Raw genomic sequence first — 18,768 nt, 5'->3', positions numbered from 1 at the left:
ACCAATGAATTGTTCCAATGGAACATTTTTAATTACCTTTTATTGTTTTTTAAAATGTAATTATAGAAAAACTTTTCACTAATCACTATTTACTAACCTTATATATCTCATTTGCTGTAATCATTTCCCAATTATCGGTCCTGAATGGCGATGCAGGAAATTTTTCTTTATTGAAAAGATTAATTACTGTATCGTCGTCTGCCCAGCCATAATGAACGGCTACGGGATTTTTTACATTTTCGCATGAAACAATAACTTTGTTATTTTTGATTATCGCTTTCGCGGAATAAAAAACTTTGTCGGCTCCTGCGATTTCGAATCCGTTAAGATTTTCAGCATTATCAGAAGTTGACAATCCACTTCCTGAATTATCGAAAGTAAGAATAATTTCGTTCCCTTTTATTTCCTGAGATTTAAAAGTTGGTCCGCTATAGATTTGTTTTTTACCGTAGACATTATTGAGGGCAATTGCCGCCAGGCGCAATCCAACGTCTTGTTTGTTTGTTGGGTGAATGTCTTTTGCATTGCCAATATCTGTAGTAACGACCATCCCGGTATTGGGAACTTTTAATGTTTCGAGCTGTGCTTCGCGGAGTTCTGCCCAACGGCTTCCAACTTTACTGTTTCCGTTAAACTCGTTAAAAGTAGACAATTGCACGAAGTAAAAAGGAAAATTACCCTGATGCCATTTTGTTCTCCAATCCTGAATCAGAAGCGGAAATGCTTTTTTATATTGTTTGGCTCTCCAGACATTGGCTTCGCCCTGATACCATAAAACACCCTGAAACGCATACGGAATTAGCGGATTTACCATAGCATTGTACAATAATGACGGATAAGTATTTGGTGAAATGGCTATTTTTACCTGTACAACATTAAATTTCCAAAGTCCTTCGAGTGGTATATTTTTGTCTTTAAACTGAATTTTCAGATCAGCAGGATCGCCGTAGATTCCGCCGCCACCTGAGTAATCTGCAATTCTGACCGCAATTACATTTTTACCTTCTTTTAAAACTCCTGTCGGAATTTTATAAACCCGAAGTGTTTCCCAGATTTTATTGGTTCCTACCTGAACTCCGTTTACATATGTTATGTCTTCATCGTCGACTTTAGACAAATGTAGAACGGCATCGGTTTTGGCTTGTTCAGCTGTTAGAATGATTGTTTTTCGCATCCAGACTACGCCATCGATATTGCCTATTTGCTGGTTTTCCCAAAGTGAAGGTACTTTTATTTCAGGCCAGTTCTGATCTTCAAAATTGGGATCTTTAAATTGGTTTTCATTTTGCATGGAAACATCAAAACCCTGAACTTTTTTCAGATTTTCTAAAACTGATTTTTTGTAGACTTCAAAAGCAACATCCATATCTACCTGAGGAACATTTGCAATCATGGTTTTAAAATCATTGCTTTTTTCGAAGGCTTCGCGACTTGTCCAGGTTTCTACATTGGTTCCGCCCCAGGAAGTATTGATAATTCCGATTGGGATTTTTAATTCGGCGTATAGTTTTTTAGCAAAAAAGAATCCTGCGGCGGTAAAATCCCGAATGTTCTCTTTATTGGCAACTAACCATTTTCCTGCTTTTAAATCTTCTTTTGGTGTTCCGCTTAAATCCTGAGCAACACCAAAATGACGAATCATGGGATAATTGGAATCCGCCATTTCTTTTTCAGCATTCATGACTTTATACATCTGAAATTCCATATTAGATTGTCCGCTACAAATCCAGACTTCGCCCACCAGAACATCTTTTATGATGATTTTATTTTTTCCTGTAATGGATAATTCGAAAGGTCCACCAGCATTTTCGGCGTTGAGTTTTATCATCCATTTTCCGTTTTTATCGGTCTGAATGGTTTTGGTTTGTTTGTTAAAATGAACTTCGACTTTTTCATTGGCATCTGCCCAGCCCCAAACCGGAATTTCTTTGTTGCGCTGTAACACCATTCCGTCAGAAAAAAGCAAAGGCATTCTAACATTGGCGCTTGCTATTGTACTGAATAGTAAAAAAAGAAAGATTATTTTTTTCATTGTTTTTGTTATTTAAACCACATAAGTGATATAAGAAAATTTAAGCCTGACAGGTTGTTTCAACTTATATTTTCTTATATCACTTATATGATGTTTTTTTATTCTATTGTAATCCTTCGATCATTGCATTTAATGCCTGAGTATCAAAAACAGTATTATTAGCTCTGTTCATAATTCCGAAACCATTGTTACCCAAATTCCCTTCATCCCAGTAAAAGGGTAATAATCCGTTTGCTTTAGCTTGTTTTACTAGCGTTTTTAAATAATAGGCTCTTGAATTTAAATGTAACGTTAAGGCAGCACCGGTTAAAGTTGTTCTTCGAATAGCACCAAACTCTCCCAATAAAACGGGAATTCCTTTATCTACAAATTGGGTTTTCATGAGTTTGAAGTTTTTCTCTAAATCGGCTTCTTCTCCATACGTTGCATTACGTTCTGTATCTGTTGCTGAATGGTAATTTGCTCCCCAATAATAAAACATTTTCCCCCAGGATTCGTCTTTGGTTAATCCGCCAAAATTCCACGGAGCATAATAATGTACTTCGACCATCATGCGGCTTGTTACTTTATCTGTAGGGAGTGTCAACATTAATTTATTGGTTTTCTCAATATCTGTTGTTGGTCCCTGAATGACTAATGTCCTGTAGGCATTTTTACCTCCGGTTGAGCGAACGGCATCAATAAAGGTTTGATGGTAAGAAGTCAGAACTGCCATTTGTACAGCATCTTCTACTGCAGGTTCATTGGCACTGGCAAAAAGCAAATGTTCATCGAAACCTCTTAATTGTGTTGCAATTTGTTCCCAAAACGCTTTTTGTTTGGCGTTGTTTTCTGCTTTTTTGGCTTCGGTAATATTGTTTTCAAGCCAGCCACCATCCCAGTGAATGTTTACCACTACATACATATTATTGTCTGCACAATATTGCACGACTTCTTTTACTCTGTTTAACCATTCGGTCTTTATTTTGGCTGTTGCCGGGTTTTCTAAGTACTGATTCCAGGAACACGGAATTCTGATCGCATTAAATCCATTTGCTTTAACGGCATCGATCAGGGCTTTGGTCACTTTTGGATTTCCCCAGGCAGTTTCGCCTCCGGTTGCCTCGAGTGTGTTGCCTATGTTCCAGCCTAATTTTATTTTGGCTGCCAGTTGTGCTGCTGTACTGGACATTCCGCTGGCATCTGCCGGAATTGGATTTGTATTGTAACTTGGATATAATCCGGTAACTGAAACTTTTTCTGTTTGTTTTTCTTCTTCTTTATCTGAACTGCATGCCCAAATACTTAGAAAAGAGAAACATAAAACAACGCTAAGTAAACCTCTTTTTATCGTTTTCATCTTATTTGATTGTTACAACAATTTCTTTTTTGATGTCTCTTGAAGAATTTCCTAATTTCAGGGTATATTTTCCTGGTTCAACTGTCCACTTTTTAGTTGTTACATCGTAATAAGCCAGTTCTTTTACCGGAACTTTAATCGTTACTGTATTGGAGCTTCCTGCTTTTACTAATGTTTTCTGAAAACCTTTTAATTCCTGTGCGGCACGTGTTATTTTCGAATCTGATTTTGAACTATACAGCTGAACCACTTCTTTTCCGTCTGTTTTTCCGGTATTTTTTACGTCTACAGCAACAGAGATTGTTTCGTTTTCTGTGTATGAAGTTTTGTCTGTTTTTGCATTATCAAAAACAAAAGTGGTGTATGATAATCCGTATCCGAAAGGATATAATGGTGTGATTTTTTTAGTATCAAACCAACGGTATCCAACCAGAATTCCTTCGGCATAATTTACGGTTTTTCCTCCGGGAAAGCTATTTGTGGCATGTGCCGGAGAATCCATGATTTGTTTTGGCATCGTCCAGGGTAATTTCCCTGACGGATTTACTTTTCCTAAAATTACATCTGCCAATGCGTTTCCTCCTTCTGAACCATTGAACCAGCTCCAGATTAATGCTGATGTTTTTTTGCTTACGGCATCAATATCAAAAGGCGCCCCGGCAATCATCACAACAATTGTTTTTGGATTTACGGCTAATACTTTCTGAATTAATTCTTCCTGACCAAATGGTAATTTTAAGTTTCTACGATCTGATGCTTCTGTCTCGTAATCACGATTAGAGCCGGCAAATATAATCGCAACATCTGATTTTTTAGCAGCCTCAACAGCTTCTTGTACTTTTGCAGGATCTAACTGATCGATAGTTACCGGACCATTTGAGGTAATGTTTCCTAAATTTCCTTTGTTTTTTTCTTCGTAACGTTCCAGATATCCTTCGGCATAATTAATTGCTATTGATGATGGTAATCTGTTTTTTAAACCTTCAAGTGGTGTAATTTCTCTTTTGGTTTTTACTCCTGCACCAAATCCGCCAAGGGCATTTTTTTTTGTGGCATTGTTTCCAATTACGGCGATAGATTTTACTCCGTCTAATTTTAGTGGTAATGCATTATTATCGTTTTTTAATAAAACGATGTCTTCGGCAGCAATTTTATAGGCATCCTGATAATGTGCCTCGGTTGCGATGCTTCCTTTTACACGATCTTTTCCGCCCATTGCTTTTACCTGAAATAATACGTGCAAAATTCTTTTGACATGTTTATCGAGCTCTGCTTCTGAGATTTCTTTGTTTTTAGCCGCTGCGATTAATTTATCGGCAAGGAAAAATTCGTTGAATGGTTTTGGTGTTCCCATTTCAATATCTAATCCGCTGTTTAGCGATTTTACTGTTGAGTGTACAGCTGCCCAATCTGAAACTACAACGCCTTTAAACCCCCATTCGTCACGAAGGATTTTATTGAGCATATAATCATTCTCACATAAATATTCTCCTCTAAATTTATTGTAAGCGCCCATTACGCTATAAGCATGAGCTTCTTTTATCGAAGCTTCAAATGCCGGAAGATAGATTTCGCGAAGTGTACGTTCGTCAATTTGTACATCTACAAAATCTCTGTTGGTTTCCTGATTGTTTGCTGCAAAGTGTTTTACGCAAGCCATCACATCGTTGTCTTGCAGACCAATAATTAAGGGTACTGCGATTTTTTTATTCAAAAACGGATCTTCAGACATATATTCATATGTTCTTCCGCCAAGTGGTGTTCTTACAATATTTATGGCTGGCGAAAGCAGCATGTCTTTATCTCTGGCACGTAATTCCTGCCCAACACTGTTCCCGAATGTGTAGGCCATATCTGCATTCCATGTTGCAGCCAAACCTCCTCCTGCCGGATAATAGGTTGCAAAATCATTGGTTAGTCCTGCGGGAGCCCAGTTGTCACGAGAAATTTCTTCGCGAACACCAAGTGGTCCGTCGGCCATTTTTAATTCCGGAATTCCTAAACGTTTTACACCACCGGAAGTAAACATACTGTTTCCGTGCAACATTCCGATTTTTTCTTCCAAGGTCATCTGAGCAACCAACTTGTCTATTTCTGCATCGTGTTCTGAACCTATTTCTTTTCCTGCGTATTCTTTTTGAATTTCATCAGAACCTGAACTTTGCGTTTCATTTTTACATGATGTAAATATTGCTAAAGTCAATGCCAATGAGAGGTATATGATTTTATTTTTCATGCGTAATAAATTTTAGTTTTTGAAATTCCACTATTTTTATTCCTAACAGATTTTTAAGACGGGTTAGGAAAATCAATTATCTATATTTTTTTGAATCTAACTGCTGCTCCACCGGCTCCGCCCAAATGTAATTTTAATGCATCTGTAGCTTTGACGGTTTTCTTCGAAATGGCGATTTCTGCCGGATTATGTGTTTCATCTGTTCCTTCGGCATCAGCATAAATTTGTGCTTCGTATGTTGCTTTTGGATCTAAGAAAGATAACGAAATATTTACGTCTCTTTTATTTTCATTTGTGATGGTTCCTAAAAACCAATCGTCACTTTTTTTGTCTTTACGTACGGTTGTAATGTACTCCCCAATTTTACCTTCTAAAACTTTTGTGTCTTCCCAATCTGTCGGGACATCTTTTAAAAATTGTAATGCCGGTTTTCCTTCGTAATTTTCAGGAAGGTCTGCCATCATCTGAATTGGTGCATAAATCGTAACGTATAATGCCAATTGCTGTGCAGCAGTTCCGTGTACTCTTTTTCCGGGATAACCTTGTTTTACCTCAACATCAAAAATTCCGGGTGTAAAATCCATTGGTCCTGAAAGTAATCTGGTAAATGGCAAAATTGTCAAGTGATTTGGCGGATTTCCTTCGCTCCAGGCATTATACTCTTGTCCGCGAGCTGCTTCTCTCGAAATCATATTCGGAAAAGTTCTGCGTTCTCCGGTATCTTTTATCGATTCGTGGTACAAAACGGCTAAATCATATTGCGCTGCTTTTTCTAAAATGTATCTGAAATAATTTACTCCAAATTGTCCAAAGTGCCATTCTTTCATATTTAATTTAGAACCTACATGTCCAATTTTTACAGTATGAATTCCGAGTTTTTTGTATAAGGCAAAACCTTCATCCACTTCTTTTAAATAGTTAATTAGGTTTGAACCTGTTTCGTGATACCCAATCAGTTCTACATTTTTCTTTTTTCCGTATTCTACCACTTTTTCTAAGTCGAAATTATCTGCGTTTTTTGTAAAGCTGAACATGTGCATATGGTTTTCGTACCATTGCGGCGTCCAGCCTTTGTTCCAGCCTTCGATTAATAAATGGTGAAATCCTTCTTTGGCGGTAAAATCTATATATTCTTCGGCATGTTTGGTTGTGGCGCCTTGTTTGTCGCTTTCCCAAAATGTATATTTCCCAATGTGCATTCCCCACCAAATCCCGAAGTATTTGTAGGGTTTGAAATAACTTGCTGTGTTTTTTAATTTATTGGGTTCATTCAGATTTAAAATCAGATACGATGTGATTAAATCTGCCGGTTTTTCACCTATTTGAAGTGTTCTCCAGGAAGAGGTAAATGTATCTTTTACGCGAACTTTTACGCCATCTGACCATGGTACCAAATCTGATTTCAGTTGTGTTCCGGTTGTATTTACCAAAGTCATACTCGCAAAATCAACCAAATTAGCTTCGTGAAAACTCAAGGCTAATCTGCTTTTACTTTCGATTGTAAGTGGTGTCAAAACGGTATCAAGTGTACTTACGGGAGCATCTTTAAAAAGATATTCGTCACGGTTTTCTCTGTTTGCCGGAATCCACCATGCTTTTCCATCTTCTTTTAGGTTGAAAGTTGTTTTTTCATCCATAATGAAAATACTGTCTTTTACGTTTTGCTTTGGATAGACATATCGAAACGCAATTCCGTCGTCGAAAGCACGGAACTGGATTTCCAGCTTACGTTTGTTTCCGCTTTTTTGTTGTAATTCAACGGATAATTGATTGTAATGATTTCTGATGTTTTTCTTTTCTCCCCAAACTTGTTCCCAGGTTTCATCAAAAGTCGATTTTTTGACATTTTTGATTTCGAAATCGGTACTTAAGTTTTCATTTCCTTTTAGTGTAAACCCCATATCTGATGGTGAAATCACTTCGGTTTTTCCGTGTGATACCGCATATTTTGGAGCATTTTTTACTAACTCAAATTTGATTTTATTTTGCCCGTTTGGTGAAGCCAGTTCATAAGCAGTTTTATTTTTCTGACTGTATCCAATCGTAATTGAAAGTAATAAAGCGGGAAGAATCAGGTGTTTTTTCATGATATTTTTCTTAATTCATTTTTTAATAAATCGGGTGTTGCAAATGCTTTCACCCGATTTAGAAACTCAACAAAAACTTATTTTTAATATTCTATGTGCCTTTTTTAAACACATAGAAACATAGATTTACTAAACTTATAAAAAGGCATTTCATTTGTTTAAACAAACATGCTATGTGTTAAGAAACTAGTTTCTTTTTGTATTCTTTTTCAAATTCTACTCACTACATTTTCTATGTTCTATGTGTTTAATTTTTCACGCAGATTGAGCAGATTTTTAATTTTTAATTCTCAATTTTTAATTCTTTTTTTATTTTATCCACTCGGTTTTAAAAGTGGTTTTTCCGTTTAATGGGTTTGAAGTTACGTCAAAATTGTTTCCGTTTTTGGTTACTTTTATTTCCTGTACTGCACTTCCGTCCGGTAAAAATACTTTGGCTGTAGCCGATGTTGTTTTGTCGCTGGCATATACTTTTAATGTTAATTTACTCCAATCCATATCTTTTGTAGATTGTGCTAAAGCAATGTGAGGTAATGCTGTTCCGTCTTTTACCAAAACTACGATTGGCACTTCGCCAGCTTTGATTTTATGCCAGCCAGATTGGTACACTTTTTTAGTCTGGTAATCGATCCATGTTCCTTCGGGAAGGTAAACATCTCTTTCTGTTACTTCTTCAAAAAGTGGTGCTACCAAAATACTGGAACCAAATAAGTATTCATTGTCAACTAACCAGGCTCCGGGATCATTTGGATATTCTACAAATAAAGCACGCATCATTGGTAAACCTTTTTGAGAACTTTCTTTTGCCTGGGCGTAGATATAAGGCATTAATTCATAACGCATATTATCTGCTTTTCTAAATCCTTCTAAGAATTCTTTGCTGTATAACCAAGGTTCGCGCGGAGGTTCGCCGTGGCTTCTTACGTGTGAAGTAAACATCCCGAAAGGTGCCCATCTTCTGTATAAATTCTCTGGTGATTTTGTTGCAAATCCACCTACATCATGACTCCAGAAACTGAATCCACTTAGGCCTAATGAAAGTCCGCCACGTAATTCTGCCGACATTGCTCCGTTTGAAGTTTCGGCATCTCCGCCCCAATGTAACGGATAACGCTGAGATCCTGCCCAGGTGCTTCTTGCCCAGATTAAAGTGTATCCTTTTTCTTTTTGTGTAATTTCGGCGACAGCCTTATTATATCTTAACGGGTATAAATTGTGTTCGTAAAATCCTGTTCTACCTGAATGGTAAATTCCGTCTGGCGGAGCGGCTTCTCCAAAATCAACTTTGAAAACTGAAACGCCTTCATCAAATAGTTTTTTCAATTTGCCCTGATACCAACTAACTGTTTCCGGATTTGAGAAATCCAGAACGGCATCTTCATACGGAAGATTTCCTTTTCTGTCTCTTACCGCTAAGTTTTTATCCATGATTTCAGGAAACAAGGTATTCTTTGATGTGAAATATGGTAATTGCCATAAACATACATGAAATCCCTGATCTTTTAAATCTGACATCATTTTTGTAGCATCCGGAAAACGCGCTTTTGCAAACTCGTAGTTGTTTCTCCAGTCTACATCAAACCAGCCCGTATCAAAGTGAATAACATCCGTTGGGATTTTGTATTTACGTAAATCTTTTGCTACTTCGCGTCCTTCTTTTTCAGAAAAATAAGTGATTCGGCTCATCCAGAATCCGAAAGACCAAAGCGGTGGCATTGCGGCTTTTCCAGTCAAATCTGTATATTGGTCTAAGATTTCTTTTGGCTCACCGATAAAGAAAAACAAATCGGCTTCGTCATCTCCAATGTACATTTCATTGGCGCTTCCAAAGTATTTTCCAAAGTCAACTGTGATTGGTGTTGAATGATGCATAAAAACTCCGTAACCACGACTGCTCATATAAAACGGAATTGGTTTGTACATCGTTTCATTTTGGATTCCGTTAGCGTCATCTGTCCATAAAACAACTTTTTGTCCGCGTTTGTTGAATTGGGTAAATGATTCTCCACAGCCAAATATTTTTTCGTCGGGTTCTAAGCTAAATGCAGCGCCCATACTTCTTGAATAATCGCTGTTTCTACGAACATACGAAAATGGAAGTGTTGGTGTATACGTGTTTTTAAAATCGGTATCATGAAGTGTACTTGTCAGTAATTTTCCGTTTTCATCGTAGATTTTTACGTGCCACGGTTTTGTCAAAATTTCAACTCTTCCATGTTTGCTTGTATAGCAGTGACCGCCTTCAATTTTAGAATATTTCCACAATTCAGGATGATTTGGCGCAACGCCGTTAATCAACATTAAAGATTCTTTTTGTGGATGAAATTGCGGACCAGAAGTGGTTTTGATTCGGATGGTTCTATCAGAAACAAACTGAATTTCGAATGGTAATTCTGGTGAAACTTCGTATTCTGTTGTTGGAAATTCGTTTGGTTTCTCAACATCAGGTTTCATCATCATATTATTGAAAGCCTGACGTGTTTTATAATTGTATCTCAGATATTTTATGGTTCCTTTTCCGGTTGCCGGATCGAAAGAAGCCAATTCATCAGCAAAATAAAAGGTGTTCAGATAATTCTGAAAATCTTTACTGATATCTATTGGAGCATTTAGCACATCTGCATTTTGAATTTGTGCCGATGCTTTTGGCGTCAGCAACAAACTCGCAAATAAAGACAAGAACGCTATTTGTATTTTTTTCATTTGTTAATAATTCTAGATGTTAGTTTATCCTAACAGGTTTCAAAAACCTGTTAGGTATTTAATTTAATATCTTAATATAAATCTATCAATACCTAACAGGTTTTTGAAACCTGTTAGGATAGTGACTTATTATTCTGTTGTAATTACTATCGTTGCGGACTTTAATCCGTTTGCTTTTGCAGTCAATTCTAACCTTCCTGATTTAGTATCTGATTGTACAATTACCAAACATTTTCCGTTTAACGCCGTATGTTTTGAACCTTTGTAAGATTCATGACTTACTGGATCTCCACTGCAAACGCCAACTATTTTTCCGTTTCCTTTTAACGAGAAATTGATTTCGTTGTTTGCATTTGGAGCCAAAGTTCCGTTGGCATCCAGAATATCTACGGTTACAAATGACAAATCATTTCCGTCAGCTTTAATTGTGCTTCTATCTGCCGTTAATTTTAAATTATCAGGATTTCCGGCTGTTTTGATTTCGGTTTCTAAAACTGTTTTTCCGTTTTTACGAGAAACTGCTTTTAATATTCCGGGTTGAAAAGGAATTCTCCACATCACGTGCAAATCGTCTCCTTTTTTACTTCTTTTTCCAACTGATTTTCCATTAAGGAAAAGTTCTACCTCATCGGCTTTATTATAATATGCCCAAACATCTACGGTTTGTCCTGCTTTCCAGTTCCAATGCGGAAAAATATGCAGCACCGTTTTATCTGTCCATTCGCTTTGGTACATATAATAAACGTCTTTTGGAAATCCGGCTAAATCTACAATTCCGAAATAGGAACTGATCGACGGCCATTCATACGGAGTTGGTTCTCCAATATAATCGAAACCTGTCCAGATGTACATTCCGGAAAGGAAATCATATTTTTTAATCACTTTCCAGGTGGCTTCGTGTGTTGAACCCCAAGGCGTCTGAACCTGATCGTAAGCTGAAACGGTGTTGCCCTGATTTCCATCTGTAAATTTAAGATCCCAACGAACTGGCCATTTTTTTACAACATCAGAAACATTGTCATAATAACCGCGAGTTTCTAATCCCGAAGTTGTTTCAGTCGCGATGAAAGGTGTATTTGGGAAATTTTCTTTGTGATGTGCATAAGTTTGATGCGCATAATTATAACCAATTAAATCCAAAACTCCAGATGCAGCGATTGGATTAACCTGAACATTCTTTTTTTCGAATTGCAAAGTAACTTCATCGATATTCATATTAACCGGCGGATTCATCGCTGCGGTAATCGGTCGTGTTTTATCATTTAGACGCACAATTGAAGCTAATTCTTTAGCGATTTCAACACCATTTCCATTCCATTGTTCCGGAATTTCGTTTCCTATACTCCATATAAAAATACTTGGATGATTACGGTCACGACGCAATTGATCTACTAAATCTCTGTCATGCCATTTGTCCCAATCATTTGCATAATCATATTTCGTTTTGTTTTGTTTCCACATATCGAAAGCTTCATCCATTACAATGAAACCCATTTTATCGCAAAGATCAAGAAGTTCCGGAGCGGGAGGATTATGAGAAGTTCTGATTCCGTTTACGCCCATTTCTTTCAGAATTTCTAACTGACGTTCGATTGCGCGTGTGTTGATTGCAGAACCTAAAGGTCCTAAATCGTGGTGCATGCAGACTCCTTTTATTTTAACTTGTTTTCCGTTTAAAATAAAACCTTTGTTTAAATCAAATTTAAAATCCCTGATCCCGAAATTGGTTTTGTATTGATCAACAACTTTATCATCAACAATAATTTCGGTAACTGCTGTGTATAATTCCGGTTTTTCTATTGACCATAAAATTGGCGAATCAACTTGTGCATGTACATTTAAAATTGTTCCACTTTTTGGAGTAAGAGTGATATTTATAATATCAGCTGATCCTACTTTTTTATCTTCTTTATAAATAGTAGTTTCCAGTGTGAATTTCTTTGATTTCGAATAGTCATTCTGAATTCGAGTTTCAATATTAACCGAAGCTTTTTCAGCTGTAACTTTTGGCGTTGTCAAGTAAGTTCCCCATTGCTCAACATGTAATTTGTCTGTGGTTTCAATCCAGACATTTCTAAAAATTCCTGAACCTGAATACCAGCGCGAATTGGGTTGTTTTGAATTGTCAACCTTTACAATTATTTCGTTGTTTTGATCTCCGTAATTTAAATAGGAAGACATATCATATTGAAAACCTATATAACCGTTTGGACGTTTACCTAAATAATGTCCGTTTATCCAGACTTCGCTGTTTTTGTAAACGCCATCGAAAGTGATCGACGTTATTTTTGTACTGTCTGCAGCAGCGACTTTAAATGTTTTTTTATACCAGCCTAATCCTCCGTTAAGTGCTCCGCCTCCATATCCGGCAGGACTTTTTTCGTCAAATTTCCCTTCGATACTCCAATCGTGCGGAAGGTTTAAGGTTCTCCATTTTGTTGAAGCGCCAATAGTATCTTTGTCTTTTATGCTGTCGTTTAAATGAAAACTCCAATCTGAATTAAAAGAAACTTTTCGGTTAGCAAAAGCATCTTCTTTTTTATTGCAGGAATCTAATAAGATAACTGCTATCAGCATTAATAATACTAATATGTTATTTAAGCTTTTTCTTCTATACTTCATTTCGACAGGGTTTTAAAGTTTAAAAACAAATATAAACATACCGATAGGTGACTTTGTAAATCCCCTACCGGTTGTTTTATATTTTTAAGTATTATGGTTTTGGTTTGTAATGAAAAACAATCAAACAAACGCCTTCTCCTGTTCTGCTTTTATCTCTAATTACACCTAATCGTAAGGATGTTGCAGTAAGTTCTACTACTTTTACACTATACCAGTTGCTTACATCTCCATAATAATCTCCTCCATACAGCATTTCTAATCCTCCATTGAAGGCTAGTTTATTGTTTGTTATATCAAAAGAATATGTTCCTGTTTTTGTGGTTTGAACTTCTGTGGTAAGAGCGGTTTGTACTACTTTGGTATTGTAACCTCCGTTTAGGTCAAAGCGCATTTCGCCCCAGTTTTTGTTTGGCATTACCCATGAATTGCTTGCATAATCCGGAAACCAGTTCCAATAATCTGATCCTTTTGGATTGTATGGAAAATCTAATCCAGCCCATCCTACAGGATCAATAAAATCCAGTACCCAGGTTTTCCCTGTTACTCCGTTAGTGAGCATTGCCCATTTTGGGTCTCTAAAATAAGTTTCGTCGTTTTTTGCAATATCAACCACTACCGGAGCTGCCTCTACAGAACCTCCTCTTACATAAGCGGTATAGTAAATGGTATATTTACCTGCAAAAGGAAATGTAACCTGATCATCGCTTTTGTTCGAATGTCCCAGCTCATTACCATTTGCATCTACATATTTCCAATACGGAATTACGGTTGGATCTGTATTTTTTAATAGTACTTCGTTTGCGTTGGTAGTACTTTTTGTTACCGAAAATTTAATGGTTTCCGGTGTTAGTGTAACTGCCGGTAAACTGTTTCGATCTTCTGCCGGTTCGCAGGAAAATAATCCTGAACCAATGGTTATTGCAGCTATTATTATGTATAATATACGTTTCATAGTCATTTGTTTTGAGTTAATTACCAGCCTGGATTTTGTGTGATTGTACCATTTGAAAGCACTATTTGGGATTGTGGCAATGGCAACCAGCCCAAAGTTTCGGTTCTAAATGTTACTGCAAATTCTGAACCTGCATCATTGTTGTCAATGGCTGCTTTTGCTACATCAACACCTTGTCTGATCAGGTCAAAATAACGTTGTCCTTCGAGTGCTAATTCTAAACGGCGCTCGTTCATAATAACAGTTTTTGAAACGGTTATTCTGTGTGTGGTATTTTTAAAAGCACGGTCACGCACTTTATCCAAATCGGCTTGAGCCAATGCTGTATTTGTTCCTAAATTTAGTTCGGCTGCCATTAGCAATACATCGGCATAACGAATAATTGCATAATCCTGATAGTTATCGATTTGGAAATTTCCTCCGTTTGCTTCTACAACAGCAACTCCTGCAGCATTGGTAATTGGGCAATATTTTTTCCATGAATATCCGGTGTACTGACGTTGTTCTCTGGCTTCGGCATTAAAATTCAAACCTTCGCCTGCATAATTAATGATTGTTGCATCTCTTCGTGTATCTCCTGCTTCATAAGCATTATACAATTTCGGATTTACGGTTGCTCCGCCCCAGCCTGTTGCATATCTGCCTATTGATCCGCCACGAGGTGCAATATTTACCTGAAAACGGTTTCCTTCGTTTAGGTTCCAATCGCCTTTTCCGGAACCATTAAAGCGAACTGCCCAAACCATTTCGGTATTGTCTTCTCCTGCAAAATTTTCAAAAGAAGCTGCTAACCAAAGATTGGCAAAGTCGGTAACCAAACCGTGTCCGCTATTACTTACCACATCATTGATGTAAGTTATCGCTTGTGCTTTTGTTATTACACCCGCCAAATCGGCTTTTTTGTAATAATCTGTGTAGAATAAAAAGGTTCTGGCTAAATATGCTTCGGCTGCCCATTTTGTAATGCGACCATAATTTGCATTTCCTTTTTGCGAATAATTATCGTTGTTTAAGTTATCAGCAGCAAATTTCAAATCATTGGCAATCAAAGCATAGGTTACTTCTGCTGGTTTTCTTGGCAATTGAAACTCTGTTGAACTAATAGTATGATCTAACGGAATAATATCTCCAAACATTTTAGCTGCCTGAAAGTGAAAATGTGCTCTTAAAAAACGGGCTTCGGCTTCGTATCTGGTTTTTAAAGCGGTGTCTGCTCCCCAGTTTATTTTGCTTAAGTTTTCTAATAAAATGTTGGCTCTGTAAATTCCTAAGTAAGAGTTTTTCCAGACATCGGCATTCATATCTTTATTGGTCACGTATAAAAAGCGATCCCATTCGATATCTGCCTGTGCATCGGCAACACCATATCCTCCAAAACAATCATCAGATGCCTGCTCACTAATTAGTAATGGTCCGCCATAAGCTTCACGCTGCAAAACATCATAAATAGCAACTAATCCCTGATAAGCATCGTTTGGGGTTTTATAAAAATTTTCTTCAACTTTAGTCGTAGAAGGTTCAGTATCCAGGAAATCACTTGAACAAGCTCCTAAAACAAATAAGCTTGAAACGGCAAATAATTTTATATATGTTTTCATCGTTTTCATCATTTAAAAGTTAACATTAAGCCCCATCATATAAGTTCTTGGCTGCGGATAATATCCTACGTCAATTCCTCTTGCCCAGGTTTGGTTGGTGTTCCCAAAACCAATTTCAGGATCCATTCCCTGATATTTTGTAAAGGTGAATAAGTTGTTGGCTGCTACATACAATCTGAATTTGCTAAAGAAGTTTAATTTTTCTGTCAGTTTTGTCAAATCACATCCTATAGTAACACTTTTAATTCTGTAGAAATCTGCATTCTGAACATACAAATCAGAGAATTTAGTGTAGTTACCATTGGCATCTGCTCCATAAGTTACTCTTGGTACTCTGTTTGAACTTCCTTCTGTAGTCCATCTGTTTAAAACATCTGTAGTATTGTTGGTGTAAGCACGAATTGGGTCGTGAACTCCAAAAACGTTTTGGCTGCCTGCTACTCCGTAGGTATAAATCGACAGATCAAATGCTTTGTATGAAAGGTCAAAGTTTAAACCGTAAGTAAAATCAGGATTTGGATTTCCGATTTTGGTTTTATCATCTGCATCAATTTTTCCGTCACCATTTAAATCTACGAAACGTACATCTCCAGGTTGTGCATTTGGCTGTACACCAGCTGCAACTTCGGCAGCATTTTGGAAAATTCCGGCTGTTTTTAATCCGTAGAAATATCCTATTGGCTGTCCTACCTGAACACGGTTCAACTCATCTGTTCCCTGAAACAATAAGTTAGGATCTCCGTGAATGATTCCTTCACTGTTGGCTACTCTGATTACTTTATTTTCGTTGTGTGAAATATTTCCGTTTACAGAGAAGTTCCAGTCTTTTCCAAATTTAGTATGATAAGCAAGGGCAACTTCAAACCCTTTATTCTGAATATCACCACCATTAATATAAGGAGCTGTTGCACCTGCATAAGCCGGAATAGAAGCCAATACCAGCCAGTCTTTTGTTTTTTTATCATAATAATCAAACGTTAAAGTCAGATTATTGAATAAAGTGGCATCGAAACCAAAATCTAATTGCTCTGAAGTTTCCCATTTGAGGTCTTTGTTTGAAAGCTGATCCGGGCTTGCTCCAGTTTGAAGGGTTTCGTCTGTAGTACCAAAATGATAGTTTTTATTGTATGTACTAATGGTAGACATATAAGAAAAGGCAGGAATCTGGTCATTACCATTTTGTCCCCAGCTTGCTCTGATTTTTAGATTGTTTACTACTTTATTTTCAGGAAAAAAACTTTCTTTATCGACATTCCAGCCTGCAGAAACAGATGGAAAATTTCCGTATCGGTGAGAATCTGCAAAGTTTGACGAACCGTCTCTTCTGATGGTAGCTGTAAATAAGTATTTGTTATTGTAATCGTACAATAAACGTCCAAAATAGGATTGAATCGCATAATCTGCACGGTTTCCTTTTACGGTATTTGAGGTTTGATCTGTAGCATTGCTTAGATAAGCATGTGCAAAATCATCAAATGTTAAGTTTTTACCTGTTGCCTCCATAAAATCTGAGGTATTTTTTTTGGCAGAAGTACCAACTAATACATCAAAATTGTGAACTCCGGCAACGGTCGCTTTATATTGAATGGTATTTTCGAAAATCCATCCTAATGATTTTGTTGAATTTTGAGTTACACTCGAAACGGTATTATTGTCGTTTGATGAAAGCGAATAAACCGGTCTGAATGAACGGTAATTGCTATCATTCATATCGACTCCAAAACTGGTTCTGTAGGTGAAGTTTTTTAAGAACTTTAATTCTGCAAAAATATTCCCTACATAACGGTTCGATTTGGTTTCATTGAAGTTATTATAATACAATGATCCAACGGGATTACTAATATCTGCAGAAATAACTGAATGTGCAAAATTGCCATTTGCGTCATAAGCAGCATCAATTGGAGCAGCGTTCAAAAAGCTTCTGATGCCGTTGCTGTAAATTCCCTGATCTGCCACTCCTGAACTTTTAATGTTGGCAAATGAGAAATTTTCTCCAATTTTTAAATGATTTTCAATTACTTCTGAGGTTGAGTTTACATTGAAAGTAACACGATTATAATCAGACTGATTGGTTACTCCGCCAATTAAACCTTCTTGTCCGTAATAGGATAATCCGGTAGAAATAGTTGATTTTTTATCTCCGCCACTAATGGTAAGCGAGTGATTTTGTTTCATTGCACCATTATTAAATAAGTCATCCTGCCAGTCGTGATTGGGAAAAGCGGCGATTTGTGCTTTGGAATATAAAGGTGTTGAACCAGAATTTACGCGGGCTTCATTCATGATAGTGGTATATTCCTGAGTGTTTAGCAAGTCTAGTTTTTTAGCTACTTGCTGAAAACCGGTGTAGCTATTAAGCGCTACATTCATTTTACCGTCTTTTCCTTTTTTGGTGGTTACCAAAATAACTCCGTTTGCAGCTCTTGCTCCATAAATAGAACCTGCAGAAGCATCTTTAAGAACGTCGATTCTTTCGATTGCAGAAGGGTCCAGATATCCAATTCCGTTATCGACAACCACACCGTCTACAACATAAAGCGGCGTACTGTTTCCGGCAGTTCCTACTCCACGAATGTTTACGACCATTCCGGCACCCGGTTGTCCTGAAGCCGAGGTAACATTTACTCCCGAAGCCTGTCCCTGCAAAGCATTTACCACATCAAGACTGGCAACATTCTGAATATCTTTTCCGGATACTAATGAAGTCGCTGCCGTGTTTACCTTTTTCTTTTGTGTACCGTAACCGATTACCACAATTTCTTTAAGTTCAGCAGTTTCAGCCTGTAGTTTTACATTGATTGTTTTTTGGGTTCCAACTGTAATGGTTTGTGTTTTATATCCCATAAAGCTAAATACCAGTACATCTCCGGCTTTGGCTTCTATTTTATATAATCCGTCAAAATCAGTTGCTGTACTTGTTTTTGTTCCTTGTACTAAAACCGTAGCACCCGGAACTCCCATATTATCATCTGCCGATGTTACATTTCCGCTTACAAATTTGGATTGTTCCTGGGCGAAACCAAATTGTATCATAAACACACTAAGCAACACCGCCATGCAAAACGAGAGCGACATTGTTTTAAAATGATATTTGCTTTTCATAATAGTTAAGAATTGGTTAAATTAAGTTAGGTTGTATATGTAATTAAAGTGTAAGTTTCTGAGTAAACCTTGTTCGAAAACGTCTTATCACCAAATC

The 18,768-nt window shown here is 37.1% G+C and carries 9 protein-coding genes; all 9 read right to left on the bottom strand.

Annotation, left to right across the window (positions count from 1 at the left end; genetic code table 11):
* Positions 1–85: 85 nt before the first annotated feature.
* Entirely contained in the window at positions 86–2,032 is a 1,947-nt protein-coding gene (locus tag A4F88_RS07720; protein WP_082815721.1) for a sialate O-acetylesterase, read from the bottom strand.
* A 103-nt stretch (positions 2,033–2,135) separates the two neighbouring features.
* Positions 2,136–3,371 carry a glycoside hydrolase family 5 protein gene (locus tag A4F88_RS07715; RefSeq protein WP_178368483.1) on the bottom strand — a complete coding sequence of 412 codons (1,236 nt, stop codon included), beginning with the start codon at positions 3,369–3,371 and terminating at the stop codon, positions 2,136–2,138.
* 1 nt (position 3,372) lies between these two features.
* Positions 3,373–5,607, bottom strand: a complete 2,235-nt coding sequence (locus A4F88_RS07710; protein WP_068841992.1) for a glycoside hydrolase family 3 C-terminal domain-containing protein — start codon at positions 5,605–5,607, stop codon at positions 3,373–3,375.
* An 80-nt stretch (positions 5,608–5,687) separates the two neighbouring features.
* Positions 5,688–7,694 carry a glycoside hydrolase family 97 protein gene (locus A4F88_RS07705; RefSeq protein ID WP_068841991.1) on the bottom strand — a complete coding sequence of 669 codons (2,007 nt, stop codon included), beginning with the start codon at positions 7,692–7,694 and terminating at the stop codon, positions 5,688–5,690.
* A gap of 309 nt (positions 7,695–8,003) precedes the next feature.
* On the bottom strand, positions 8,004–10,397 hold the full coding sequence (locus tag A4F88_RS07700; RefSeq protein ID WP_068841990.1) for a glycoside hydrolase family 31 protein: 2,394 nt from the start codon (positions 10,395–10,397) through the stop codon (positions 8,004–8,006).
* A 129-nt stretch (positions 10,398–10,526) separates the two neighbouring features.
* Complete coding sequence (locus A4F88_RS07695; RefSeq protein WP_068842325.1) at positions 10,527–12,974, bottom strand: glycoside hydrolase family 2 TIM barrel-domain containing protein; 2,448 nt, start codon at positions 12,972–12,974, stop codon at positions 10,527–10,529.
* A 136-nt stretch (positions 12,975–13,110) separates the two neighbouring features.
* A complete protein-coding gene (locus A4F88_RS07690; protein ID WP_068841989.1) occupies positions 13,111–13,971 on the bottom strand; it encodes a hypothetical protein in 861 nt (286 codons plus the stop codon).
* A gap of 20 nt (positions 13,972–13,991) precedes the next feature.
* Entirely contained in the window at positions 13,992–15,569 is a 1,578-nt protein-coding gene (locus tag A4F88_RS07685) for a RagB/SusD family nutrient uptake outer membrane protein (protein WP_068842324.1), read from the bottom strand.
* 12 nt (positions 15,570–15,581) lie between these two features.
* The gene (locus A4F88_RS07680) at positions 15,582–18,671 is read right to left on the bottom strand and encodes a SusC/RagA family TonB-linked outer membrane protein (RefSeq protein WP_068841988.1); all 3,090 of its coding nucleotides are present in this window, start codon (positions 18,669–18,671) and stop codon (positions 15,582–15,584) included.
* Between the last annotated feature and the right edge of the window lie 97 nt (positions 18,672–18,768).

Source organism: Flavobacterium chilense (assembly GCF_001602525.1).
Lineage (GTDB): Bacteria > Bacteroidota > Bacteroidia > Flavobacteriales > Flavobacteriaceae > Flavobacterium > Flavobacterium chilense.
The sequence above is the reverse complement of the archived record's forward strand: the minus strand, read 5'-3'. Positions and strand labels throughout refer to the sequence as shown.